The following is a 23,942-nucleotide window of genomic DNA, read 5'->3' as shown; positions in this document are numbered from 1 at the left end:
AAAACCACATGGCTCCGACGATTCAGAGGCCGGCGGCGAGGTCCCCAGCAGTGCCTGGCGGGTGCGGGCAGATTCTTGGGAGTTCCTTGGCTACGCCGTCAAACAGCTGGCTGCCGCAACATCGCGTTCCGGGGGTGGCCGAGCGCCGCGGGAACTGCCACAGGAGGTTCGAAGGTTGCTGCCGTTGCTGGAATCGCTCGAAATGTATTGGGCGTCTCCGGGGCCGCAATATGTCACGGAACTGCGGCGAAGCTTGGAAACCGGAGAATACCTTGAGGCACTGAGCCTTATAGAACCGGTCGCGCGGCGCGTTGCGGGCCATGACCAGCACGCCCCGGAACCGTCCCCGGACACTGAACACGAGGCGGACAGGATTGAAGAACCCGCCGATGCGCGGAAGCGATTCGAAGTTCTAGTGATCGACGACGTCTCGAACGTGGACCGTGAAGCCCTTCAGGCAGAACTTCTCAACCAGCGGCGCCCCGCCGACGCCTTCAACTACGAGCTGGTGTTCGTCCCGAGTTTCGAGGACGCCATCGTGGCCGTCCTCCTCAACCCCGACATCCAAGCGTGTGTACTGCGGCCCGGATTCGTCCTCAACAGCAGGCAGCGCCTGGGCCGGGACATGCGCGGTTTCCTGGACGGATTCTTAGGCCCTTCGCTCCCCGAGCGGCCCTTGGACCGCATCCTGAGCCTGGCGGAGAAACTGGGCCAACTCCGCCCCGAACTTGACCTCTACTTGGTAGCGGGAGTGGGGATCGAGGAACTCGCAGGCTCCTTGACCCGCCAATTCCGCCGGATATTCCGCCGCCAGGATGGGCTGGAACTTCATCTGTCCTTGCTGGCTGGCGTCGCCGAACGATATGAGGCGCCGTTCTTCCACGCGGTCCAGCAATACAGCCGCAAACCCGCCGGAGTCTTCCATGCCCTGCCGGTGTCCAGGGGAGGATCAGTGATCCACTCCAAGTGGATCAGCGACCTGGGCGAGTTCTATGGCCTCAACCTGCTGCTGGCTGAAACCTCCGCCACGTCCGGCGGGCTCGATTCTCTGTTGGATCCGCACGGGTCCCTCAAGCAGGCCCAGAAACTGGCTGCACGGGCATTCGGTGCCCAAAAATCGCTGTTTGTCACCAACGGAACCTCAACAGCCAACAAGATCGTGCACCAATCGATTCTTGCGCCCGGAGATGTGGTCCTGGTGGACCGGAACTGTCACAAATCGCACCACTATGCCCTCATGCTGGCCGGCGCACAAGTCTCCTATTTGGACGCGTACCCGCTGAACGATTTCTCGTTCTACGGCGCAGTTCCCTTGGAGAGCATCAAACGGATGCTCTTGGAATACCGCCGGGCGGGCAGGCTTCATGAGGTCAAGATGCTCGCCCTCACCAACTGCACCTTCGACGGCATCGTCTACGACGTCGAACGGGTCATGGAAGAGTGCCTGGCCATCAAACCGGACTTGGTATTCCTGTGGGACGAGGCGTGGTTCGCGTTCGCGGGCTTCCACCACATCTACCGCCGTCGCACTGCCATGGCTTCGGCGCGGTCACTCGAAAAGTCGTTCGCGGATCCGGCCTACGCACGGCGCTACGCCCAGCAATTGCGTGACCTTGGAGCGGCTGGCGGGGCGGCTGGCGCGGCTGACGGCCTGGATTCAGTAAGCGATGAGTTGCTCCTGAAGACACGGCTCCTGCCTGATCCGTCTAGGGCCCGCCTGAGGGTCTACTCGACCCAGTCGACCCACAAGACCCTGACGTCGCTGCGCCAAGGTTCCATGATCCACATCCACGACCAGGATTTCGGCCAGTTGAATGAGGAGAGCTTCCGGGAGGCGTACATGACGCACACCTCCACCTCGCCCAACTACCAGATCCTGGCCTCGCTGGACATGGGACGGCGGCAGGTCGAGTTCGAAGGCTACGAACTGGTGCAACGGCAGGCCGACCTGGCTGTCAGCATTGCCCAGGCCGTGGCCAGGCATCCCCTGCTGAAGAAGTACTTCCGTGTGCTCGGCACCAGGGACCTCATTCCGGCGCAATACCGCGAAACCAGGCGGCAAATGCCCCTGCGGGACGGATTGGCTGCGATGTCGGAGGCCTGGGAGCGGGACGAGTTCGTCGTCGATCCGAGCCGTTTGACCCTGCACATCGGCCTGACCGGCGTGGACGGGGACACTTTCAAGCACGACTACCTGATGGACAAGTACGGAATCCAGGTCAACAAGACGTCGAGGAACAGCGTGCTTTTTATGACCAACATCGGCACCTCGCGGAGTGCCGTCGCCTACCTCGTCGAGGTTCTGGTCAAGCTGGCCGAAACTTTCGAAGACGAGCAATCCGGCCTGAGTGGCTTGGGCAAGCGGGCACGCATTGCCCGTGTTGCCGCGCTGACCAGCACGCCCCCACCCCTGCCGGACTTCAGTCGCTTCGCCGAGCGGTTCCGAAAAGACGCAGAAACTCCCGACGGCAACATGCGGGCAGCCTACTTCGAGAGCTACAAAGCCGGATCATGCGAATACTTCAGTGGGGCCGAACTCGCACGCAAGGTCGCCGCGGCCGAAGAAATGGTTTCGGCGTCCTTCGTCACCCCCTACCCGCCCGGTTTCCCCGTCCTGGTCCCTGGGCAGGTCATCACGGAGGAGATCCTGGCCTTCATGTCAGCTCTGGACACGAGGGAGATCCACGGCTTCAATGCCGAGTTGGGATTCAGGGTCCTCACGGGCAAAATCTCGAAACCAGATGGCACTTAACGGCAATGTTGCTGATTTCGACCCCAGTCCCCCGACGCTCGATCACTTTTCGGGCAAATACCGTCAACGCTCGCGCACCAGAAGTGAGCTCGGGTCACCCCAAAAGCCCACATAAGGGAGCGAGCGACGGGCCTGGAGGGCACATACGTGAAAGAGGGTTCCGCTTAGCCGAGCGCCACGGCCAGAATGCCGAGCACGACGGCGAGTAGCGGCGTCGTGCCCTGAAGAACCGCGGCGCGGAGGTACTTTTTGCCGCTCAAGGCAAGCACGATTGCCGCCAGCAGCATGGAGCCGCACGAGCTGAAGACGAGGGTCCAGCCCACCTGCGGGTGACCGAGCGCGACCACCAAGGCCCCGGCGAGCGCGCCAATGGCGAGGAAAAGGTTGTAGAAACCCTGGTTGTAGGCGAGGGGCTTGGTGGTTTCGGCGTCGGCTTGGGAAGTGACGCTGAAACGCTTCCACGTGGCCGGACGGGTCCAGGTGATGGACTCCATGCTGAAGATGTAGACGTGCAGCAAGCCGGCAATGAGGGCAAAAAGCAGGGAGGCCAGGATCATGTGCTGATCCTAGCCTCCCTGTGTTGCGCGACTCCGCGGCCACCGGCCGTGCCGGCTACGCCAAGCGGCTGAGCATGTCCAGTGTTGCCCGGGCGAAGGTCGAGGCGGAGGAACTCCATCCTCCCAGCAGGCCCTGCAGGTTCTCGCCGTCGGCCCGGTGCGCAGTGGTTTCGGCCTCGAGCGTGGCGAGGATGCCGGTCCGGAGCTCTGTATTGAAGTTCACCTTGCCCACGCGCATGGACGTGGCCTTGACCAGGTCCGCGGCGGGGATGCCCGACGCACCGTGGAGCACGAGCGGAAGCTCCATGCGCGAGGCAATGTCCTGCAGCACCTCCCAGTGCAACCTGGGTTCGCCGGTATAGCGGCCATGTGCATTCCCCACGGCCACGGCCAGGAGCTGGGCACCAGTGCGGTATACGAATTCCAGCACCTGGTCGGGATCAGTCAAGCCTGCGGGATGGGCGCTGGTGTCAACACCGAAAGCCTTGTCTTCGTCACCGGCCAGTCCGCCAAGTTCGGCTTCAATTACGACGTCGGATGCGCCGGCGGCGGTCAGAACCGCCCGGACTTCGCGGACCAGGGCGATGTTCTCCTCAAACGGGAGGGACGAACCGTCGGCCAGCACGGCGTCGGCACCGGCGGCTACGGAATCACGGATGACATCCAGGTCCGAGGCGTGGTCCAGCTGGACCGAGACCGGCACGCTGGCGTCGTCGGCCAGGGCACGTAGCGCCGTGATCAGGCGCGGACCGGACGGGGCGGCGGCAGTCTTAGGCGCTACTAACAGGATGACTCCCCGGCCTGACTCTTCGGCTGCGGCCACCACTGCAAGGGCAGTGGTGAAGTCGTAGCACGTGAAAGCCGGGACCGCTGCCCCTCGCTCTAGTGCGGAACCTACAAGCTCGTCAAGGCGTACACGCATCAGTGGGCTAAACCTCCCACCAGGATCCAGGCGACAAAGCTGAGCAGGAAACCGGCGACGCCAAGGATGGTGGTGAGAACGGTCCAGGTCTTGAGCCCATCGGACACTGTGAGGCCGTAGTAGCGCACCACAACCCAGAAGCCGGCGTCGGTCACGTGGGACAGTCCGAGGCCGCCGAAGCCGATCGCGATCACGATGACGGCGATCTGGGCCGGGGTGTAACCGCCTTGCGCCACGGCAGCCGAGAGCAGGCCGGTGGTGGTGACGATTGCGACAGTGGCAGAACCCTGCGCGGCACGCAATGCCAGGGAAATGATGAAACCGAGCAGGATGATCGGCACGCCGAGCGAGTCCAGCGTCTGGGACAACGCCGCGCCGATGCCGGAGACCTGCAGGACACCGCCGAACACGCCGCCGGCTGCCACAACCATGAGGATCGAGGCGATGGGAGGCAGGGCACCTTCGAAGATCTCGCCTGTTTCCTTGAGCGACCACTGGCGGCGGACAGCCAGCAGGAAGAAGGCGAGCGCAACGGCCACCAGCAGGGCGAAGAACGGGTTGCCCACGAAAGAAGCGACGCCGTACCAGTAGTCCTTCTTGTTGATCAGGAGCGTACCGGCCGTACCAAGCAGGATCTGCACGATCGGGGCGGCGATGAGGAAAATGATCAGGCCCGGGCGCGGCGGAGCGACGGCGCTGGCGCCGGGACCGTCGTGGCCCACCCGCACGAGGGAATCGGAACCGAATTCCTCGATCTGGTCGCGGACGCCTGGAAGCAGTTCGTAGTCCTTGCGGTTCATGATGCTGGCAACCCAGTAGGACAGGAAGCCCAAGGGCACGCAGATGATCAGCGAAATCATCGCGATGAGCCCGATGTCGGCGCCCATGACGCCCGCCCCCGCAACAATGCCCGGGTGCGGGGGAACGGCGACGTGGATGGAGAGCATGATGCCAGCCATGGGAAGGCCGAACTTGATGGGGTGCAGCTTGGCGATCTTCGCGAAGGCGTAAACAATCGGCACCAGAACGATGATGCCTACTTCGAAGAACACGGGAATCGCGACGAGGAAGCCCACTGCGGTCAGGGCCACGGCAACGCGCTTGGCTCCGAGCTTCGCGGTGAAGTGGTTGGCCAGCGATTGCACGCCGCCTGACACCTCGATCATGCGGCCCAACACGGCTCCGAGGGCAATCAGCAGCGCAACCTTGCCCATGGTTCCGCCCACGCCGTTGGCTACAACGGTGAAGATGTCCGCCAAGGGGATCTGCGCGGCGACAGCAACCAGGATGCTCACGGCCAGCAATGCCACGAATGCCTGGATCTTGAAGCGGATGATCATCAGCAACAGCAGCGCGACGCCCGCAACGGCGATGGTCAGCAGCAGCGGAGTCCCAAGCTCCACGGCCGGTTTGATGGCAGGGGCATCAGCTGCCCGGAGCGCCAAGAAATTGATGAGGGGATTCATCGGGGGTGTCTCCTTTGACAACGCCAACCCGGACTTGAGGCCGGCGAGAAGGGCGACGACGGGCGGAGGGGGACCGCCGTCGTCGCGGGTTGTGCGAGGGGTTAGTTTGTGCGCCTGGTGGGCGCGACGACCTTGATGACGGCCGAATCGTCGGCGGCGGCGAGGCCTTGTGCTTGGCCGAGGAGGTAGAGCTGTTCGGCAGCGGCGGCAACCGGGGCGGCCAGGCCGGCGGCGCGGGTGGCCTTGCCGACGATGCCCATGTCCTTGACGAAGATGTCCAGGCGGCTGAGGACCTCGGCGCCTGCCTCGTTGTATGCCTCGAGGATTCGGGGGCCGCGGTTGGACAGCATGAACGAGCCGGCGGCACCTGCTTCCAGGGCGGCGAGGGTCTTTGCCTGGTCCAATCCGAGGGCGTCGGCGAGTGCCATGGCCTCGGCGGCAGCGGCGATGTGCACGCCACACAACAGCTGGTTGACGGTCTTCAGGGCCTGGCCGTCACCGGGCTTGTCGCCCACGATGCTCAGGGTGGAGGCCAGCAGTTCCAAGGCGGGACGAGCCTTTTCCTGGGCGGCCGGCGTCGCGCCAACCACGATCAGAAGGTCGCCTTCGCCGGCACGCTTCGGGCCGCCGGAAAGGGGTGCGTCAACGAGTTCGACGCCGTACTCCGCCAGGCGGGCCACGGTGGCCGGAATCGCTTCGGTACCGACGGTGCTGCCGAGGATCACGACTGCGCCCGGCTTGAGGACGGAGGCAACGCCGTTCTCACCGAAGAGCACCTCGTCGAGCTGTTCGCCGTTGCGCACGGCAAGGAGCAGGGCGTCGGCGCCTTCGGAGGCTTCACGGGCCGAAACGAAGGTCCGGATCCCGGCGTCGGCGGCGAGCTTCAGCCGCGGTTCAGCGATATCGAAGCCGTGGACGGTCAGCTGGGTTGCCAGGCGGGTGGCCATCGGCAGGCCCATTGCGCCCAGGCCGAGGACGGCGACAGTGTAGTTGCTGGTCATGGTGTTCTCCAGTGAATGCGGGGTCGGCTAGAAAGTGTTGCTGAGCTTGCGCGTGACTTGCGCCAGGGATTCGTCGTCGCCCACGTTGCCGGCGAAGACGACGAACGGGATGCCCTTGGCGGGTCCGTCCACCGGTTCCCACAGGGAGACGATGCCTGGCAGCATGGGGCCGCGCACAATCGCGTGGCGGATCTCCAGGCCATGCGCGGCAACGTCCGAGGATGTGATCCCGCCCTTGGCGATGACAAAACGCGGCGGGAAGGTCTTGAGCGTCCGGTTCACGATCGCGACGACGGCGGCAGAGACGGTGCGGGCAATCTTCAGGCTCGCTGCGGCGTCGTCGGTCTTGATGAGCAGGCGGCTCGTGTGGACGATCACGTCGCCGCTGTGGAGGGCGTCGACGACGGCCGCGACCGTTTCGCCCAGGTAGGCTTCCGCGCCGCTCGACTCGGCTTCGGGAACTGTTTCGGTTTCGGCGGCGAGCAGTCTCTCGACGTCGATCTCGATGATGCGGGCGGCACTGTGCTGGGCCGTCAGGGCGTTGAGCTGGCGCGTGGTGAGGCCGACATGCGAGCCGACAACAATGAGGCCGCCGGCTGTGGAGGGAGTGTTGCCTTCGTAGGCTTCCTCGCTGCTGAGTGCCCCACGGATTTCCTGGCCGATGCGGCCGCGGACGAAGGGCGGACCCACGCGGTAGAGCAGTTTCTTGCCACGGCGTTCGGCCTCCTCGAGTCCAAGGGCAAGCGCACGGAGGTCGTTCTCGGTGACAATGTCCGCGACGATCGGCGTGGAGTTCGTAGCGGGTTCGATAGCGTCGGCGATGGCCTTCGCGGAGAGCTCGGGATCTCCGGCGGATCCGTTCGCAGCGGCTGCACCGGCGCGGATGATGTTCAGGTCGAGGACGATCACGGAGTCCGCGGCGAAGCGGCCCTGCGACTTCTCCTCCACATACTTCGCCATCTCGGAGTTGGCGAAGCCGAAGCTCGCATCCTTGGCGAACTCGGTCTCGGAGACCGGAGTGAGCTGGCCGGCGTCGTCCCCGGCACCGCGCATGTAGTGCACGCCGCCAATGGTGACGCGACCGGCGTCGGGAAACGCCGGGACCATCACGACGCCGTCGGTGGCTTCTCCGGTCACCTCACCGACAGTGGCGGCAATGACGTCCGGTTCCAGCGGGTAATGGCCGCGGAGGGTGGAGTCGGAGCGGCTGACGAATCCCAGGCGGAGCCTGGAACCAGCACTGCCGGACTCGCCTGCTGCGGCGAGTGCGTTGCGGACGATTTCCTCGTTGCGGGCAGCGGCCTCAACCGGGTCCAGGCTGCGCGTGTTGGTCAGCACGTACACCGCGGGTTGGGACTGACTTTCCGCGATGTGGGCGAACGCCCACGCGAAATCGGCGACCTCCCAGCGGGTGAGGACCGGCAGGTTGGCGACTGACTGGGTGCCCGTGGGGTCGTCGTCGAGGACTACCAGGACGCGGGGCGAGGTTGCGGAAGACGCCGCTACGGCGTCGGCAACCAGCTGAGCGGGGATCTGGACTTCAGCCGGGAAGGCGGCCAGAACATCGGCTTCAAGGGTCACTGTGCACTCCATCGTGGGAAATCTTCGCTTCTGAAAGTAAATGTAAGATGTCAGACATCTAATATTTGAGTGCTAGTGTGACACACCCGCTTTCGTGTATGCAAGTGTCAGTCGTCACTAGGCTTGGCACATGACTGAAGCGTCCTCCGCCGTCGCGGCACTACACGTGGACATGCGCCTTCCAACGGTCGTCGGCACGACGCCGGGCCTCCAGTCCCAGCCTCCCGTCTTGTTACTGCACGGCTGGGCTTCGACTTCTGCCTATTGGGAGCCGCTCGCCGCCGAATTGCTCGACGCCGGGCGTTCTGTGTGGATCGTCGAGTTGCCTGGGTACCACCGCGGGGATGCATTGCCTCCGGGCTTCCAATGGACACTTGAATCGGCAGCCGCTTCCGTTGCAGCGATTGCAGCCCGGAACCCCTCGCCGGTTCACATAGTTGGCCACTCAATGGGCGGCAGCGTCGCCCTGGCGTTAGCGGCCGCGCATCCGGGGCTCGTGGCGAGCGTGGCCCTGATCGGCATGGTCCCGGCCCCTCCGAACGATGCCTTCAAATCGATGCTCGAATCCCAGCTCGGGCAAGGCTTCATTGACGACGCGACGCGCGCCAAGTGCATGAAGGCCTGGTTTGGAACTTTGTCCTTGGAGGACGAACGGCTGCTGAGCCGCGGATTCGAGCTCCCCTTTGAGGTCCTGGGGCCCAGCGGCCTCGCGGCAATGACGGGCGTGGCTGCGGATGTCCCCGAAAAGGTGACCGCACCAACGCTGGTGATTGCCGGCGTCGGGGACCGCTTACGTTCGCTGGACCAGGCGGAAGCCTTCGTAGCGGCCACCCCCATGCGAAGACTGGTGGCAGTCCCGAACGCCGGGCACAGCGTCCATTGGGAGCAACCGCGTGCTTGCGCCCTGGCGCTCGGCGCGTTTTGGGACGAAAGCCGGCAACCCTCGGCGTAAGATGTCAGACATCTAAGAACGGAGCACCATGGCACGCAAGTCGCTGGTCGGCGTCGTAGCTGACGAGCTGCTGGACCGCATCGTCGCGGGCGAATTTCCGCCGGGCGCTGTGGTTCCCGGCGAACTCGAGTTGAGCGCAAAGCATGAGGTCAGCCGCATGACCGTGCGCGAGGCGATGAAAACCCTCGAGGCCCAGCGAATCCTAAGCGTCGAGCGTGGCCGGGGAACGTTCGTGAATCCCCTGAACCGTTGGGCTTCCATGGAAGCGGTATTGCGTGCGGCTTCGGAAGGAAAGAACGACGCCGCAGCTGCAGTCCAGCTCATTGAATTGCGCCGCATGCTCGAGACCGGCGCCTGCGAACTCGCCGCCTCAAGAGTCTCCCCCGAAGAAATCGACCAGCTGCAGGTTCATGTGTCTGCCATGCAGAAAGCCCACGATTCCAACGATGTGAGCGCGTTCGTCGAAGCGGACCTCGGGTTCCACGATGTCATCCTGCATGCTTCCGGCAACGTGTTCGTGGCCGTACTCTTCGAACCCCTGCACCGCGTCCTGGAAACCCGGCGCACCCAAACCTCGCAAATCCCCGATATCCAGCGGCACGCGATCGGACATCACCGCGCCATCCTGAAAGCGCTCGAGGCCGGGGACTCCCCCCGCGCCCGCGAGGCAATGGACGCGCACATGCAGCAGACCCTGGACGATCTCAAGACCTACGTCCTGGAGGCGTAAGTTCCCCAACCCCCGATCACATATAGGGGCCATTTCCCTAACCCCTAGTCCCCCGGCCCTGGGTCGGCTAGTCTGCTTTCACGGCCTGCCAGGCCCGCAGTTCAGGCATCAAGGACGATCATGAGGAGCAAGAATGGCTGACCACACATATAGCGTTTCCGAAATTGTTGGAACCTCGTCCGAGGGCGTCGACGCCGCCATCAAGAACGGGATTGCGGCTGCCAGCCAGACCCTCCGCAACCTCGACTGGTTCGAGGTCAAGGAAATCCGCGGCCACCTCAGTGAGGGCGCCGTTGCCGACTGGCAGGTCACCATCAAGCTTGGCTTCCGCCTGGAGCGCTAGGCCACACAAACCCCAAAACCGACGATGGCCGCCAGCCTTTCTGTGGAAAGGCTGGCGGCCATCAGTTGCGAGGCTGGACTCACCCGCGGGTCCAGACTTGGACGGGGTCACCGCCACAGAGAAGTCGCCGGCCTCGGCCGGCAAATTCGATCCACAGGAATTCGTGGTCAGAGGAAACTTCGTCCACCAGCCCGGCGTCGAAGCCCCATTTGTCTTCGTGGATCCAAACGGTCTCGCCGCGTCTGAGCTCGGACCATTTCGACGGCGGCAGGTTCAGTGACGCTCCAGCGGGCCGCTGGGCCGACGTCGTGAAGTGGCTTGGGCCCCAAGCCCCTAAGGTTTCGGGACTCATCGGGATTCAGCGACCAGGTACTGGCGATGCCACACTGTTGCCGCGCCATTGTGGGACGGAAAGACGTGGCCCTCGAAAAAGGTGTGCACGACGTGCGGTTCGCCTTCAGGGCTCCACTGACCTGATGCCGGGCAATGCGAGCCTGTGGATCCCGCGGACCCGGCGGCGGCTGCCCGTTCCCGCAGCAGCGCGATGCGTTTCATCGTTGAATTCCATCCTTGATATGCGAAAAGGTCTGGATTCAGCCTAGAACGCCCCCAAGCCCCACCCAATGGGCACATAGACAGAATCACGCCAATTTACTATGCAGCAGCACAGTGACGTGAAGCACTTTTGGTGAGTTTTCTGAACTTTCAACCGAGCGGTCCTGAGGTTTGATTACGGCAGCCCGGTCATGGTGTGCATCCTCGAACAGGGCCGGAAGCTTGTTAGTGCAGGAGGATGCCTAGGATCCCGGCGGCGATGACGATGTAGGGTTCGTTGATTTTGAAGCGCCAGAGCAGCCCGAGGGAGACCAGTGCGATGGCTGCGGTGATCCAGTCGGTGACGGCTTCGCGCGTCAGGACGACCACGGCGCCCGAGAGTGCGCCGGCTGCCGCGGAGGTGGCGCCGGCGACGAAGGCCTTGACCTGTTTGTTGTCGCGATGGCGGATGAACCACCGCCCGGGGATGATGACGGCGAGGTAGATCGGGGTGAAGATCGCCACGGTGGCGGTGACGGCTCCGGGGAATCCTGCGACGAGGTAGCCGATGAAGCCTGCAGTGATGACGACCGGGCCGGGGGTGATCAGGCCCATAGCGACTGCGTCTAGGAACTGTCCTTGGGTGAGCCACTGGTGCTGGGCAACGACGCCGTCGCGCAGCAAGGGGACGATGGCCAGACCAGAGCCGAACACGAGGGCTCCGGTCTGCAGGAAGAACAGGCCCAGGGCGAGCAGCGTTCCGCCCGCGGCAACCGGGCCCAAGAGGGCGGGCACGAGAAGTGCCGGGGACCAGGACTGCAGGGTCATGCCGCCACCGGCGTGCGGGGGCAGTTTGGGTTTGCGGCGCCATGGCCTGTGCAGCGGGGGGCGGGCGTCGAGCATGAGCATCATGATCCCGGCGGCCAGGATCATGGGCACGGGTTCGGATCCGGTGATGGCAGTGACCGCGAATACGGCGGCACTGATTCCCCAGAGCCTCCAGTCGCCGCGGTCGGTGAGTTTGAGGAGTTTGTATCCGGCGATGGTGATGATTGCCATGACTGCCGGGGCAATCCCGTAAAAGAGGGACTGGACGAGGGGCAGTCCGGAGAACTGCGTGTAGAGGGCGCCGACGACGACCACGATGATGAAAGCTGGGCCGATGAACGCGGCCGCGACGGCCAAGGCGCCCCAGGCTCCGCGGTTCAGGTAACCGACCCACATGGCCACCTGGGCGGCGAGCGGCCCAGGCATGGTCTGGCCAAGGGCCACACCATCGAGGAAGTCTTTGCGGTTGATCCACCCCCGTTGCTCGACCAGGTCCCGCTGCATGTACCCGACTGTGGCGATGGGGCCGCCGAATCCGACGGTCCCCAGGCGCAGGAAATACAGTACGAGGCGGATCAAACTGACGGTACCCGGGGGTCCGTTGCCAGGCTCGTCCCCGCGGCCGAATGTTGAGTCGGTCACTTGGCGGGTTCCATGACGCTCACCACGGGTTTGCCGTCCGGACCGTCTATGGGATCTGCCTTGCCGCTCACAGGATCACGACATTGATGACAAACGCGGCCAGTGCGCCTGCGATGGCGGGAACTGCCCGGCGCTGGAGCCCTCGGTTCATCATGGCCGCCACGGCGGGAGGGAGGCCGCCGGCGATCAGGCACCCGGCATCCCCGGTACTGACCGCGGGCAGAAAATCATCATTCACGCCCAGTGCGTTGGCAATGAGACGCCAGAGGACCACCAGCAGTAGGGTGCCCGCCCCCGCCAGAAGAGCCGGACGGACCTGCCACCTGACCAGACGCGCCGCCGCGAAAACAGCCCCTCCAGACAAAACGGCCGAGAGGACAATAAGCACGGGCGAAATCATGAACATCTCCTCGAAAACCGGACATCGACTGCCAGACGACACCTTGACGCGCATCGCCACGTTCGGGAGGCGGTCCGGCGGTCGACACCTGTGTTGCCTCGAGATCATCCACGAAGCAGACATTGACGACGAACGCTTCGACGCCCCGGCGGCCTGCGGACTGGACATCATCATCCGCGGACTGTCAATTCGCTTATGTCTCGCTTGTCGCCTGCCGCTCGGAGAGCTCCGGGCTGGTCGCCGTTCCCGCACCAAGCGCCGTTCCCGCACCAAAGCTGCCCAGCAGCTTGAGCGCATCGTCCGACGCCGAACCCGCCTTTGCGGAATAGACGCGCAGGACTTGGTCCGGGTCCTGCGGCAGGGCCAGATTCTCGAAGTTGAGCTCAACGTCCCCCACTGCGGGGTGATGCAAGCGAACGGTGCCTGCCGAACGGGCCGCCACGCGATGCCCTGCCCACCATTGGCGGAAATGTTCGCTATTGACAGCGAGCTCGCCCACCAACTGGTTGGCTTGGGGATCGTCAGGGTGGCGTCCGGTGTCCGCCCGCAGGGATCCAGCAGCTTCCGCGGCCACGGTTTTCCAGTCCCGGAACAGTTCCCGCGCCTGGGGATCCAGGATCAGCCAACGCGTGAGGTTTCGCTCGGCGGGAGGCATGGCAGGGAAATCGGCAAACAACAAAACGGCCATGCGGTTGGCGCCAAGGACGTCGCTCCGCCGGCCGAGGAGGAGCGCGGGAACGTCGCCCACAGCGTCCAGGAGTTGGCGCAGCGCAGGCCGCACCCGCGTAGTGGGAGCCGGCGCCTTGGCGCTCTCCGCACAGTGCTCTAGGAGGTCCATCATGTGAGTGTGCTCGCTCGAGTCCAGGCGAAGTGCCCGCGACACTGATTCCAGGACCGCCCGGGACGGATGGATGTGGCGGCCCTGTTCGAGGCGTGTGTAGTAGTCGGTGCTGACATCGGCCAAGCGGGCGATCTCTTCCCTGCGCAGCCCGGGGACGCGGCGTGCGCTGGACGCTTCGGGCAACCCTGCATCCTCCGGCGACATCCGGGCACGCATGGCTTTGAGGAATCTTCCGAACTCGGCGCTTTGACCCATGTCCCCATTCTTCCCTTCCGGGAGACCCGTTTCTACCGCCAAGGGTAGGACTGCGAGTCCTAGGAAAAACAGGGGGCGTCAAAACTACTGATTGTTGTGTCGAAAGTGCATAGGCTCGAAAAAGCCAGTCAGGCAATCCACCCACCAGCGACGAAAGGGCCGGACATGTCCAACGCTCAGAATTCCACCGTTCCCGGGCTCGTCCTGAACAACTCGGTCACCATCCCCCAGCTCGGCTTCGGCGTCTTCCAGGTCCCACCCGCCGAAACCCAGAAGGCCGTGGAGGACGCCCTTGAAGCCGGGTACAGGCACATCGACACCGCCGCAGCGTACCGGAACGAATCCGGCGTCGGTGCCGCGATCAAGGCTTCCGGGATCGCCCGGGAAGAACTCTTCATCACCACCAAACTCCGCAACGGCGAACAAGGCCGGGCAGCGTCGGCGTTCAACCACAGCCGCCGCGAACTCGGCCTCGACGTCATCGATCTCTACCTGATCCACTGGCCGGTGCCGTCCCAGGGCCTCTTCGTGGACGCATGGAAGGCGCTGGAAAAGATCCACGGCGACGGCGGCGCCCGGGCAATCGGCGTCTCCAACTTCCTGCCGCATCACCTCGACACGCTCCTGGCGACCGCCGACGTCGCACCCGCCGTCAACCAGATCGAATTGCACCCGACGTTCCAACAGCGAGAGCTGGCGGCGAAGAGCCGCCAGCACGGGATCGCCGTCGAGGCCTATAGCCCGCTGGGCCAGGGAGCGGACCTGGAGTCCGAAACGGTCACCGAACTGGCCGAAACGCACGGCGCCACCCCGGCGCAGATCGTCCTGGCCTGGCACCTGGGAATCGGCAACATCGTCATCCCCAAGTCCGTCCACCCCGAGCGGATCCGCCAGAACCTCGCAGCGGCGTCGTTGCGGCTCACCCCGGAGGAACTGGCAGCAATCAGCGCGCTCGACGCCGGTGCCCGCCTCGGCGCCGACCCCGCCGTCGCGTCCTTCAGCCAGATGTAAGACGCCCACCAGGAACAAAACCCACCACAGCGTAAGGAACCTAAACCATGCAGTACACCCACTTGGGCCGCTCCGGCCTCAGCGTCTCCCGCCTGTGCCTCGGAACCATGAACTTCGGCCCGCAGACAGAGGAATCCGCCGCCCACTCCATCATGGATTCCGCCCTGGACTCCGGCATCAACTTCTTCGACACCGCAAACGTCTACGGCGGCCACGACAACCGCGGCTGGACCGAGGAAATCATCGGCCGCTGGTTTGCCAAGGGCGGCGAGCGCCGCGAACGCGTCGTCCTGGCCACCAAGCTCTACGGCACCATGACGGACCGCCCCAACGAGTCCAAGCTGTCCGCCCTGAACATCCGTCGAGCCTTGGACGCCAGCCTGAAGCGGCTGCAAACCGACTACATCGACGTCTACCAGTTCCACCACGTGGACCGGAACACGCCGTGGGACGAGATCTGGCAGGCTATCGAGGTTGCCGTCCAGCAGGGCAAAATCCTGTACTCCGGCAGCAGCAACTTCGCCGGCTGGCACATCGCCCAGGCCCAGGAGGCGGCTGCGCGGCGCAACTACAACGGACTCGTGAGTGAGCAGTCCATCTACAACCTGCTAACCCGCAACGTCGAGCTTGAAGTCATCCCGGCTGCGCAGCAGTACGGCCTCGGGCTGATCCCGTGGTCGCCGCTGCACGGCGGTCTGTTGGGCGGGGTTCTGAAGAAAGAGCGCGACGGGGTCCGACGCCTTGAGGGCCGCGCCGCCGAAACCCTGAAAAAGCACGAAGAGCAGATCCGCCAGTACGAGGACCTCGCCGACGACCTTGGCCACGAGCCTGGCGATGTGGCGCTGGCTTGGTTGCTGCACCAACCGGCCGTGACCGCACCGATCGTGGGTCCGCGAACGCAGGAGCAGTTGGACGCTGCCATCAGGGCTTTGGATGTCACCCTCGACGCCGATGCACTCAAGCGGCTCGACGACATCTTCCCGGGCCACCGGACCGCGCCGGAAGACTACGCGTGGTGACTTCGGCCCCTTTGCGCCTGCTGTTCATCGGCGGGACCGGGACCATCAGCGCGGCGGCGGCGAAGCTCGCCGTCGCGCTGGGCCACCGGCTCACGGTCCTCAACCGCGGACTGACCTCGGACAGGGCCCTACCGGCAGGAACCGAACTGCTCCGGGCGGATATCCGCAACGCCGCCGAGGTGTCGGAGGTACTGCACGGACGCGAGTTCGACGTCGTCGCGGACTTCATCTCTTTCACTCCGGAGCATGTCTCGGCCGCGATCAAGCAGTTCCGCGGCCGGACCGGTCAGTACGTATTCATCAGCTCGGCGTCGGCCTACCAAAAGCCGCCCGCACACCTGCCGATCCTCGAGTCGACCCCGTTAAGAAACCCGTTCTGGAAGTACTCCCAGGACAAGATCGCCTGCGAGGACCTCCTCACCCAGGCCTACCGCCACGACGGATTCCCGGTCACCATCGTCCGGCCCTCGCATACCTATGACCGCGCTCGGATCGCCTTGCTGGGCGGTTGGACGGACATCCATCGCATGCGCGAGGGGCTGCCGGTGATCGTCCACGGTGACGGTACCTCGCTGTGGACCCTCACCCACACGGATGACTTTGCGGTGGCCTTCGTGGGGCTTCTCGGCCGGCCGCAGGCTGTGGGTGAAAGCTACACCATCACCTCGGACGAAGCGCTGCCTTGGGACCAGGTTTACCGGCTCTTCGCCGCGGCAGCAGGAGCCCCGGAACCCGAACTGGTGCACATCGCCTCGGAGACCATTGCCGCGCACTCTCCGGAGCTTGGGCCCGGGCTTCTGGGGGACAGGTCCCACTCCGTGGTCTTCGATAACACCAAGGTCAAAACCCTGGTGCCCTGGTACCGGGCAGAAATTCCGTTCGCCGCAGGCGCGCGGGAGATCGTCCGGTGGCATGATGAACATCCAGGCATCAAGCACGTGGACCAGGACTTCATGAAACTCAGCGACCAACTGGTCCAATGGGCAAGGAGGCCGATCTAGTAACTGAAAGGACAGGACCATGGCAATTGCTCCGACCGTCAGGCTCAATGACGGCAATGCCATTCCGCAGATCGGCCTCGGAACCTGGCCGCTCGACGACGCCGAGGTCGCCACGGCGGTGGTATCCGCCGTCGAACTTGGCTACCGGCATGTCGACACGGCTTACCGCTACGGTAACGAGGCCGGCGTCGGGCAAGGCGTCCGGGACTGCGGCATCCCGCGCGAGGAACTGTTCATCACCACCAAGCTGGACGGCACCTACCAGGGCCGCGATCGCGCCGTCGACGGGCTTGAGAGCTCCCTCAGACGCCTCGGGCTGGACTACGTGGACCTCTTGCTGATCCATTGGCCGCTCCCCCACCGGAACGAATTCGTCTCCACCTGGGAGACTTTCGAGCGGCTCCAAGCCGAGGGGAAGGCGCGATCGATCGGCGTGTCCAACTTCAAGCCTTCGCACCTTGAGCGCCTTTTGGAGGAAACCTCGGTGGTGCCGGCCGTCAACCAAATCCAGATCTCACCGTCCATTACCCGGATCAACGAGCGGGCCTTCAACGGCAACCACGGCATCGCGACGGAGTCGTACAGCCCGTTGGGAGCCGGGCGGGATCTCCTGAACGCTCCCGTCTTGGCGGCCATCGCGCGGAAACACGGAAGGACACCCGGGCAGGTTGTGCTGCGCTGGCACGTCCAGGAAGGGCTTGTTGCCATCCCGAAGTCCGCCAATCCGCTGCGCATGAAGGAAAACCTGGACGTGTTCGGCTTTGCCCTGGACCATGAAGACATGTCGGCGATCGCCACGTTGGACGCTGGTGCCGACGCCGGCGTCGACTCGGACGTGCACGGACACTGACACAGCACTCCATCACCAACCCTGAGGACGGCATGTCAGAGAACATCGACGGAACGCTCATCTGGGCGGGTTCGTACACAGCGGACAGCAACGGGCACGGAACGGGCATTGGTGCCATTGCCGCTCGTGAAGACGGAAGCCTCAGTTGGCTGGGCACCGCCGTCGAAGCGCCGTCGCCGTCGTTCCTTGCCGTTCACCCCACCCTGCCGGTGGTCTATGCGGTAGCCGAGGCCGCTCAAACGGTCCGCGCCTACCGGCGGACTGGGCCTTTCGGCCTTGAGCCTCTGGGCGACGCCTGGCCCGCAGGCGCCGCGGCCTGCCACGTCTCCGTGGACCCGGACGGCCGCTTCATTGTGGTGGCCTGCTGGGGGGACGGCAACGTTCTGCTCTACGGGCTCGACGACGACGGCGGCATCACCTCGCGCTTTGCCGCGCCACCGGCAAAGGATCCACACGCCGGCGTCGACGGCGGCATCGACATCGCCACAGGCGGCATCCGGGTGAGCCGCGCCCACGCGAGCCTCATGCTCGACGACGGCCGGATCATGACCACCGACCTCGGCTTCGACCTCGTACGGGTGTGGAACTACTTCCCCGACACCGGCCTGCTCCCCGACCACCAAGTCGCCCTCCCCGTGGGCAGCGGCCCGCGGCACTTGGTCCAGCACCCCTCCGTCGACGCCATATTCATCCTGACCGAGTACTCCGTCGAAGTGGCGCTACTGCTCCCTGGCGCGGACGGCCGCTTTGTGCTCCACAGTTGTGGTCCTGCGACGGCCGGTGGCGCTTCCGACGGCGATGCGGCCGCCGAAATCGCGCTGTCCCCGGACAATCGCTTCGCCTACGCCGGTATCCGCGGCTCAAACCGGATCTCGGTATTGGCCGTCGAAGGCCGCGGGACCCGGCTCCGTCCCGTGGCTGACGTGCCCAGTGGGGGTGACTGGCCCCGCCACCACCTGGTCCGAGACGGCTGGCTCCACGTGGCACATGAGCGTTCCAACCAAGTCACTACCTTCGCCCTGGACCCGGCCACCGGAATCCCGGGCGAGGTCCTGGACCAACTGGTGACGGGCTCGCCCACCGCGTTGGTCGTGGCGCTCTGACCGGGCTAATCCATACGTGAGGTCTCGCCCTTTTCGCGACCCCGAAGAGGCGAGACCTCACGCCTCGATGCGAGGCCTAGCCCGCACCGCCTCGTCAACCGCCTCCAGCAAGGAATTGAACCGCGGGTTCGCGTCGAGATCGTCAATCAGGACCGCGCGGCCGTGTTCGTCGGCCAGCGGCACTTGCCAGTTGGGGTAGACCTCGGAGGTCGTGCCCGGCTGATTCTGCACCCTCCGCTCCCCCACGGCATCCACCAGCGCAACGCCCAAGAGCACAGACGGCGCGAGTGCCAGCAGCCGATGCAACGCTTCGATGACCTGTTCCTCGCCAAGCGTCTGGCCGCCGTCGCCGTCGTCGAATCCGGCAGGCAGCAGGCCGCGTTCGCGCAGCAATCCCATCATCTTGTCCAGGCTGGCCTCGTGCTCGGCCCGTTCCTCGGCCACGCTTCGTTCGAGCAAGCCAAGCTGCCCCCGGAGTTCCACGTGGTCGCCGGCGAGATACCCGGCGGTCGGCGGCAGGTCGTGGGTGTTGACGCTCGCTAGGGCCTGTGTTCGGTACCGTTCGGGCGGCAGGGGCGAGTCGCCGTCGTACTCGAACCAAAGGATCGATGTGCCCAAGATGCCGCGCGCCGCAAGGTAGTCCCGTACCCACGGCTCGAAGACGCCCAAGTCTTCGCCGATGACCACAGCGCCGGCACGGTGTGCCTCAAGGGCGAGGATGCCGATGAGGGCCTCGTGGTCGTAGCGGACGTAGGCGCCGTCGCTAGCGGAGTTGCCAGCGGGCACCCACCACAAGCGGAACAGCCCAAGGATATGGTCCACGCGGATTCCGCCCGCGTGGCGAAGGACAGTGGAGAGCATCGCGCGCAAAGGCGCGTAGCCCGCCTCGGCCAAACGGACTGGGTGCCACGGTGGCTGGTTCCAGTTCTGGCCGAGCTGGTTGTACATGTCCGGCGGTGCGCCCACGCTGACACCCGGCGCGAAGCTGCTGCGCAACGTCCAGGCGTCGGCGCTGCTGAGGTCCGCCCCGACGGCGAGATCGTGCACCACTCCCAGCCGCATGCCGGAACGCTTCGCCACAGCCTGGGCCGATTCGAGCTGCTCATCGCAAATCCACTGAAGCCAGCGGTGAAAACCAATCCGATCGGCCAAAGCCTGGCGCATCGACTCAACTTTGGGCGAGCCGAGCGTGGCCGCGGGATCCTGCCAGAAGGGGTCGTCCGGCGATCGGTCCTCGCGGATGGCGCACCAAAGCGCAAAATCGTCCAAGCCGGGGCCGGCCTCGCGGCAGAATTCCTCGAAGGCACGCTGCCGGGCCGGAGAAGGTTTGACCGTGTGAAGGAGTTCCAGGGCGGCGAGCTTGGCTGCGAAGATCTTGTCCCGGTCCAGCCGTTCCGCGTTCTTGTTGAGCGCGTGGACCTGATCCACCAGGCGGTCCAACGTTGCCCGTTTCCGGGGCTTCACATATGCCAATTCGGGAATGGCTTCCACGCGGATGTAGAGCGGGTTGAAGAACCGCCTGGTTGACGGAGAATACGGGGACGCTTGGACCGGCGGCACAGGATCCGCGGCATGCAGGGGATTCACCAGCACGTAGTCGGCCCCGCGCGCGCCGGCCAAAGCCGCCAAATCGGCCAGGTCCGCGAAGTCTCCGATGCCCCACGAGCGCTTGGAGCGCACGGAGTACAGTTGCGTCGCGAGCCCCCAGCCGCGCCGTTCCTCGAGCTGCGCCGCCGTCTGCAGCTTGGCGGGGACCACGGCCAGCGTGGCGGTGGCCGTGACGCCGTCGGACTCGGCCGTGAGCGAATGCCAACCGAGCGGCAAACCGGCTGGCACCTCAAAAGTGGCACGGCCGGTGGGCACGCCATCTACGTCACGCGGCGGCGCCCAGTCCTCCTGTTGGGCGGCCGCAAGTTCCGTTCCATCCTCCAGCGAGATCGTCAGGCGCGCCGGCGAACCGTCACGGACATGCACGTGCACGGCAGCCGTCATTCCTTCTTGGACGACGACGGCGGGCGGCAGCATCAGCCGCCACGGCGCCAGTTCGGCCTCCACAAGGGCGGCCTCGATCTGCCGGTTGGAATCCGCAGCTACGCCTAAGGCGCCCATTACTTGGATCAGGGTGGTTGGCGAAACGTTGTGCTGCAGCCCATCCCAGCCGTAGAAAGATGTCCCGACGCCGTGAGCGTCCGCGAGCTGGCGAAGCAGTTCTTCGTCGGTGGCGGCGTCCGGGTTCCCCGTTGTTGGCTGGATCACGGTGTCCTGCTGGATGGGAGTGTTGGTCATGTCCGCCTCGTCTGCAATGTGATTCGTCCGAAGGTGCATACCGCCCCGCGTGCAACACGAGCGAGGCAACTGGTTCCGATTATTGCAGGGCGGCCGGGGCCGTCGCAGTTATTCCGATAGCATGACGCCGCCTTCCACAACGCTCACTCATATGATGTGAGTGAGGGTCCCCAGAAACGCCCACATAAGTGAGAGAGCGTGAGGAAACCCCAACCCTCGCTCACATATGGGCCCCCAAACCCGAACGATCGCTCACATACGCCTGGGCGCGGCGTGGTACATGATTGAGCTATGGACGCCCTAGACGCGCTCAACGAAACCGCCTTCTGGCTGGAACGGGAACTCGCGGACGGCTTCAAGGTTCAGGCGTTTCGCCGAGCTGCGGACATCATTGCCGGCCTGAGCCAAGAGGAACTGGCCGCCCGGGTCAAGGATGGCCGGCTCAAGCGAACCAAGGGAATCGGCAGCCGGACTTTCGAAGTGATCAGCCAAGCCCTGGGCGGCACGGTTCCGGACTACCTTGAGAACCTCCGCCGTGGCGGCGCCGAGCCTTTGGTCAACGGTGGACACAAGCTGCACGCCGAGCTCCGCGGCGATCTGCACAGCCACAGCAACTGGTCGGATGGCGGTTCACCGATCGAGATTATGGCCGATGCCGCTCGTATTCTCGGACGGGAATATCTCGCTTTGACCGATCACTCCCCCCACCTCACCATCGCCAATGGACTCAGCCCGGAGCGGTTGATGGAGCAGCTAACGGTTGTGGATGCGATCAACGACGGATACGCGCAGGAGCCCGGTTTTCGGCTGTTAGCCGGAATTGAAGTGGACATCCTCGAAGACGGCGAGTTGGACCAGTCCGTGGAACTGCTGAGTCAACTGGACGTTGTGGTGGCCAGTGTCCACTCGAAGCTCCGATCGGACAAACGGTCCATGACGCGGCGGATGCTCGCCGCCATCGAAAACCCGCACACGAACGTCCTCGGCCATTGCACCGGCAGATTGGTCAAGGGATCGCGCGGAACAAGGCCTCCATCGGAGTTCGACGCAGAAAAGGTGTTCGCATCGTGTGCGGAGCACTCGGTCGCCGTCGAGATCAATTCAAGGCCGGAACGCGAGGACCCGCCGGACGGATTGATTCGGGTTGCCCTCGACGCTGGCTGCCTTTTCAGCATCGACAGTGACGCCCATGCCCCCGGCCAGCTCGATTTCCTGCAGTACGGAGCAGAACGGGCAGACGCCAACGGTGTACCCGCCGATCGGATCATCACGACGTGGCCTGTGGATCGGCTTCTTGAGTGGCTCCAGCCCGGCTGACGCCGGTACATCGAAGCGAACTCGGCGAGTGACAAATCAGTACTTCCTCAGGTTCAGCGGCGCCCGGCCGTACCAGCGTTCGCGCAAAAGGCCGGCACAGGCACCAAGCAATCGATTAAGTTCCTCGGTGCTGTTCGAGAGGGACCGTAAGACCAGGCCCGTTGTGCCCGCAAGGGTTCGGGTCAGCGACAAGCCCGAGTAAGCGTCATACCCCGCGGTCAGCCGGTGTAGTTCATCGGCGAGCGCCTGATCAACCCGCGGATCCACCACAATGAGGGAACCCAGGTGGCTGTAGCCTTCCATGAAGCCCATTCCGCTCACATCGCCCAGAGGCGGCCGGATCAGGAGGTTGTCCAGCGCAAGCAGCGCCGTGCCATCGTCGCTCTCCACCTGGATTTCGTTCCGGAGCCGGAGTTCAAGGTACCTGAAAGAAGCGCCATCTGGCGACCAGCCGGGGGTGATGACTTCCGCCATGATGAGGCTCGACGTCGGATGCACAGTGATGTGCGTGTTCTGCCGATAGCTGGCCTCCCGGTAGGCGATGAGCTGGTCCGGAGCCAACTCCAGTTCCGCCCCCTCCCCCAAGCGGATAGTCATCCGCTGCTCCGCAAACGACCCCGGAGTCCGATAAATCTTCGTGGCCGATTGCGTCGTCAAAAGCAACGAAGCCCCCGCCTCCACCTCCACCTCCACAACGTAGAGATCCGCCCCCAAATACGCCCCACCCGGATTGACGACGACATAACAAACCTGCCCGGACCCATCCAAGTAATGCGGCCTTAAAACCCGCAAGGCACCCTGATGAAACTGCTGCACGGCCACGGAACGCTGAGCACGTTTCCCTATGATGAGCGCAAGGCGACCCATCTCGGGCCGATCAGCGGACGCGGATGAAGGCCCAGGTGAGATGAGAGCGTTCGCGAGTGAACTCATTGCGCCAGGTCGAGCATTAGGACGTCGTGCCGCATCCATGCGATGACCTTGTCGAGCCCTTCGTCGGTTTTGAGGTTGGTGAAGCAGAAGGGTTTGTCGCCGCGGAATTCCTTGGAGTCCCGCTCCATGACGGACAAGTCTGCCCCGACGAACGGTGCGAGATCGGTCTTGTTGATGATGAAGAGGTCCGACTTGATCATGCCTTGGCCGGCTTTGCGGGGGATCTTCTCTCCCTGGGCAACGTCGATGATGTAGATCGAGAAGTCCACGAGCTCGGGGCTGAAGGTGGCGGAGAGGTTGTCGCCGCCGGATTCCACGAAGATGACCTGGAGGTCCGGGTGGCGTTTCTTGAGTTCCTCGATTGCGGCCGTGTTCATGGACGTGTCTTCGCGGATGGCGGTGTGCGGGCAGCCGCCGGTTTCGACGCCGATGATGCGGTCCTCGGGCAGGATGCCGTTGGCCGCGAGGATCTTGGCGTCTTCGATCGTGTAGATGTCGTTGGTGATGGCTGCCATGGAGATTTCCCGGCTCATGTGGCGGGTCAGGCGCTCCACGAGCTGCGTTTTTCCGGCTCCAACCGGGCCGCCTATTCCGATCTTGATGGGTTCAGACATGTGT

The 23,942-nt window shown here is 64.5% G+C and carries 23 protein-coding genes; 10 read left to right on the top strand and 13 right to left on the bottom strand.

Annotated elements, in window-relative coordinates:
* The first annotated feature begins 61 nt into the window (after nt 1-61).
* Nucleotides 62-2,752 carry an aminotransferase class I/II-fold pyridoxal phosphate-dependent enzyme gene (locus LFT43_RS00865; protein WP_395802837.1) on the top strand — a complete coding sequence of 897 codons (2,691 nt, stop codon included), beginning with the start codon at nt 62-64 and terminating at the stop codon, nt 2,750-2,752.
* A gap of 164 nt (nt 2,753-2,916) precedes the next feature.
* Here the strand turns inward: LFT43_RS00865 and LFT43_RS00860 are convergent, their stop codons facing one another.
* The 5 genes from LFT43_RS00860 to LFT43_RS00840 form a co-directional block, all read right to left on the bottom strand.
* The gene (locus LFT43_RS00860; RefSeq protein ID WP_395800354.1) at nt 2,917-3,309 is read right to left on the bottom strand and encodes a DUF1304 domain-containing protein; all 393 of its coding nucleotides are present in this window, start codon (nt 3,307-3,309) and stop codon (nt 2,917-2,919) included.
* A gap of 55 nt (nt 3,310-3,364) precedes the next feature.
* Nucleotides 3,365-4,231: a class II fructose-bisphosphate aldolase gene (locus LFT43_RS00855; protein WP_395800352.1), complete on the bottom strand. Its 867-nt coding sequence runs from the start codon at nt 4,229-4,231 to the stop codon at nt 3,365-3,367.
* The gene (locus LFT43_RS00850; protein ID WP_395800350.1) at nt 4,231-5,697 is read right to left on the bottom strand and encodes a GntP family transporter; all 1,467 of its coding nucleotides are present in this window, start codon (nt 5,695-5,697) and stop codon (nt 4,231-4,233) included. The genes LFT43_RS00855 and LFT43_RS00850 overlap by 1 nt, the downstream gene beginning before the upstream one ends.
* Before the next feature lie 101 nt (nt 5,698-5,798).
* On the bottom strand, nt 5,799-6,698 hold the full coding sequence (locus LFT43_RS00845; RefSeq protein WP_395800348.1) for an NAD(P)-dependent oxidoreductase: 900 nt from the start codon (nt 6,696-6,698) through the stop codon (nt 5,799-5,801).
* Between the two features lie 27 nt (nt 6,699-6,725).
* Nucleotides 6,726-8,279, bottom strand: a complete 1,554-nt coding sequence (locus LFT43_RS00840; protein WP_395800346.1) for a four-carbon acid sugar kinase family protein — start codon at nt 8,277-8,279, stop codon at nt 6,726-6,728.
* A gap of 130 nt (nt 8,280-8,409) precedes the next feature.
* On the opposite strand from LFT43_RS00840, the gene LFT43_RS00835 reads away from it, so the two are divergent.
* The 3 genes from LFT43_RS00835 to LFT43_RS00825 all read left to right on the top strand — a co-directional run bounded on the left by LFT43_RS00835 (nt 8,410) and on the right by LFT43_RS00825 (nt 10,304).
* Nucleotides 8,410-9,231, top strand: a complete 822-nt coding sequence (locus LFT43_RS00835; RefSeq protein WP_395800344.1) for an alpha/beta fold hydrolase — start codon at nt 8,410-8,412, stop codon at nt 9,229-9,231.
* 28 nt (nt 9,232-9,259) lie between these two features.
* Complete coding sequence (locus LFT43_RS00830) at nt 9,260-9,961, top strand: FadR/GntR family transcriptional regulator (protein WP_395800342.1); 702 nt, start codon at nt 9,260-9,262, stop codon at nt 9,959-9,961.
* 133 nt (nt 9,962-10,094) lie between these two features.
* Nucleotides 10,095-10,304: a dodecin gene (locus LFT43_RS00825; protein WP_184740694.1), complete on the top strand. Its 210-nt coding sequence runs from the start codon at nt 10,095-10,097 to the stop codon at nt 10,302-10,304.
* A 79-nt stretch (nt 10,305-10,383) separates the two neighbouring features.
* On the opposite strand, the gene LFT43_RS00820 is transcribed toward LFT43_RS00825, so the two are convergent.
* From LFT43_RS00820 to LFT43_RS00800, 5 genes are all read right to left on the bottom strand, one after another.
* A complete protein-coding gene (locus LFT43_RS00820; RefSeq protein ID WP_395800340.1) occupies nt 10,384-10,656 on the bottom strand; it encodes a hypothetical protein in 273 nt (90 codons plus the stop codon).
* A complete protein-coding gene (locus LFT43_RS00815; RefSeq protein ID WP_395800338.1) occupies nt 10,653-10,859 on the bottom strand; it encodes a hypothetical protein in 207 nt (68 codons plus the stop codon). Before LFT43_RS00815 ends, LFT43_RS00820 begins: the two co-directional genes overlap by 4 nt.
* 225 nt (nt 10,860-11,084) lie before the next feature.
* Nucleotides 11,085-12,308 carry a chromate efflux transporter gene (chrA, locus tag LFT43_RS00810; protein WP_395800336.1) on the bottom strand — a complete coding sequence of 408 codons (1,224 nt, stop codon included), beginning with the start codon at nt 12,306-12,308 and terminating at the stop codon, nt 11,085-11,087.
* 67 nt (nt 12,309-12,375) lie between these two features.
* The gene (locus LFT43_RS00805) at nt 12,376-12,708 is read right to left on the bottom strand and encodes a hypothetical protein (RefSeq protein WP_395800334.1); all 333 of its coding nucleotides are present in this window, start codon (nt 12,706-12,708) and stop codon (nt 12,376-12,378) included.
* Nucleotides 12,709-12,901: 193 nt separating this feature from the next.
* Nucleotides 12,902-13,804 (bottom strand): helix-turn-helix transcriptional regulator, encoded by a 903-nt coding sequence (locus LFT43_RS00800; protein WP_395800332.1) that lies wholly within the window; start codon nt 13,802-13,804, stop codon nt 12,902-12,904.
* A gap of 165 nt (nt 13,805-13,969) precedes the next feature.
* Between LFT43_RS00800 and LFT43_RS00795 the strand changes: the two genes are divergently transcribed.
* Genes LFT43_RS00795 through LFT43_RS00775 form a run of 5 tightly spaced genes read left to right on the top strand, consistent with a single transcriptional unit; the run spans nt 13,970 to nt 18,788 of the window.
* The gene (locus LFT43_RS00795) at nt 13,970-14,815 is read left to right on the top strand and encodes an aldo/keto reductase (RefSeq protein WP_395800330.1); all 846 of its coding nucleotides are present in this window, start codon (nt 13,970-13,972) and stop codon (nt 14,813-14,815) included.
* Between the two features lie 47 nt (nt 14,816-14,862).
* Nucleotides 14,863-15,834: an aldo/keto reductase gene (locus tag LFT43_RS00790; protein ID WP_395800328.1), complete on the top strand. Its 972-nt coding sequence runs from the start codon at nt 14,863-14,865 to the stop codon at nt 15,832-15,834.
* The gene (locus LFT43_RS00785; RefSeq protein ID WP_395800326.1) at nt 15,831-16,835 is read left to right on the top strand and encodes an NAD-dependent epimerase/dehydratase family protein; all 1,005 of its coding nucleotides are present in this window, start codon (nt 15,831-15,833) and stop codon (nt 16,833-16,835) included. Before LFT43_RS00790 ends, LFT43_RS00785 begins: the two co-directional genes overlap by 4 nt.
* A gap of 19 nt (nt 16,836-16,854) precedes the next feature.
* Complete coding sequence (locus tag LFT43_RS00780) at nt 16,855-17,685, top strand: aldo/keto reductase (protein ID WP_395800324.1); 831 nt, start codon at nt 16,855-16,857, stop codon at nt 17,683-17,685.
* Nucleotides 17,686-17,717: 32 nt separating this feature from the next.
* Nucleotides 17,718-18,788 carry a lactonase family protein gene (locus LFT43_RS00775; protein ID WP_395800322.1) on the top strand — a complete coding sequence of 357 codons (1,071 nt, stop codon included), beginning with the start codon at nt 17,718-17,720 and terminating at the stop codon, nt 18,786-18,788.
* 57 nt (nt 18,789-18,845) lie between these two features.
* Here LFT43_RS00775 and malQ read toward each other — a convergent pair whose 3' ends face one another.
* Nucleotides 18,846-21,074, bottom strand: a complete 2,229-nt coding sequence (gene malQ / locus LFT43_RS00770) for a 4-alpha-glucanotransferase (RefSeq protein ID WP_395800320.1) — start codon at nt 21,072-21,074, stop codon at nt 18,846-18,848.
* Nucleotides 21,075-21,365: 291 nt separating this feature from the next.
* Here malQ and LFT43_RS00765 point away from each other — a divergent pair, with 291 nt between their 5' ends.
* Entirely contained in the window at nt 21,366-22,391 is a 1,026-nt protein-coding gene (locus tag LFT43_RS00765) for a PHP domain-containing protein (RefSeq protein ID WP_395800318.1), read from the top strand.
* A 36-nt stretch (nt 22,392-22,427) separates the two neighbouring features.
* On the opposite strand, the gene LFT43_RS00760 is transcribed toward LFT43_RS00765, so the two are convergent.
* Entirely contained in the window at nt 22,428-23,258 is an 831-nt protein-coding gene (locus LFT43_RS00760; protein ID WP_395802835.1) for an urease accessory protein UreD, read from the bottom strand.
* Nucleotides 23,259-23,320: 62 nt separating this feature from the next.
* Nucleotides 23,321-23,938 (bottom strand): urease accessory protein UreG, encoded by a 618-nt coding sequence (gene ureG, locus LFT43_RS00755; RefSeq protein WP_078106937.1) that lies wholly within the window; start codon nt 23,936-23,938, stop codon nt 23,321-23,323.
* Nucleotides 23,939-23,942: the final 4 nt, after the last annotated feature.

It is taken from the genome of Arthrobacter sp. FW306-04-A (assembly GCF_044358315.1).
In the GTDB taxonomy this organism is placed as follows: Bacteria; Actinomycetota; Actinomycetes; order Actinomycetales; family Micrococcaceae; genus Arthrobacter.
This window is presented reverse-complemented; position numbering and strand designations above follow the sequence as displayed.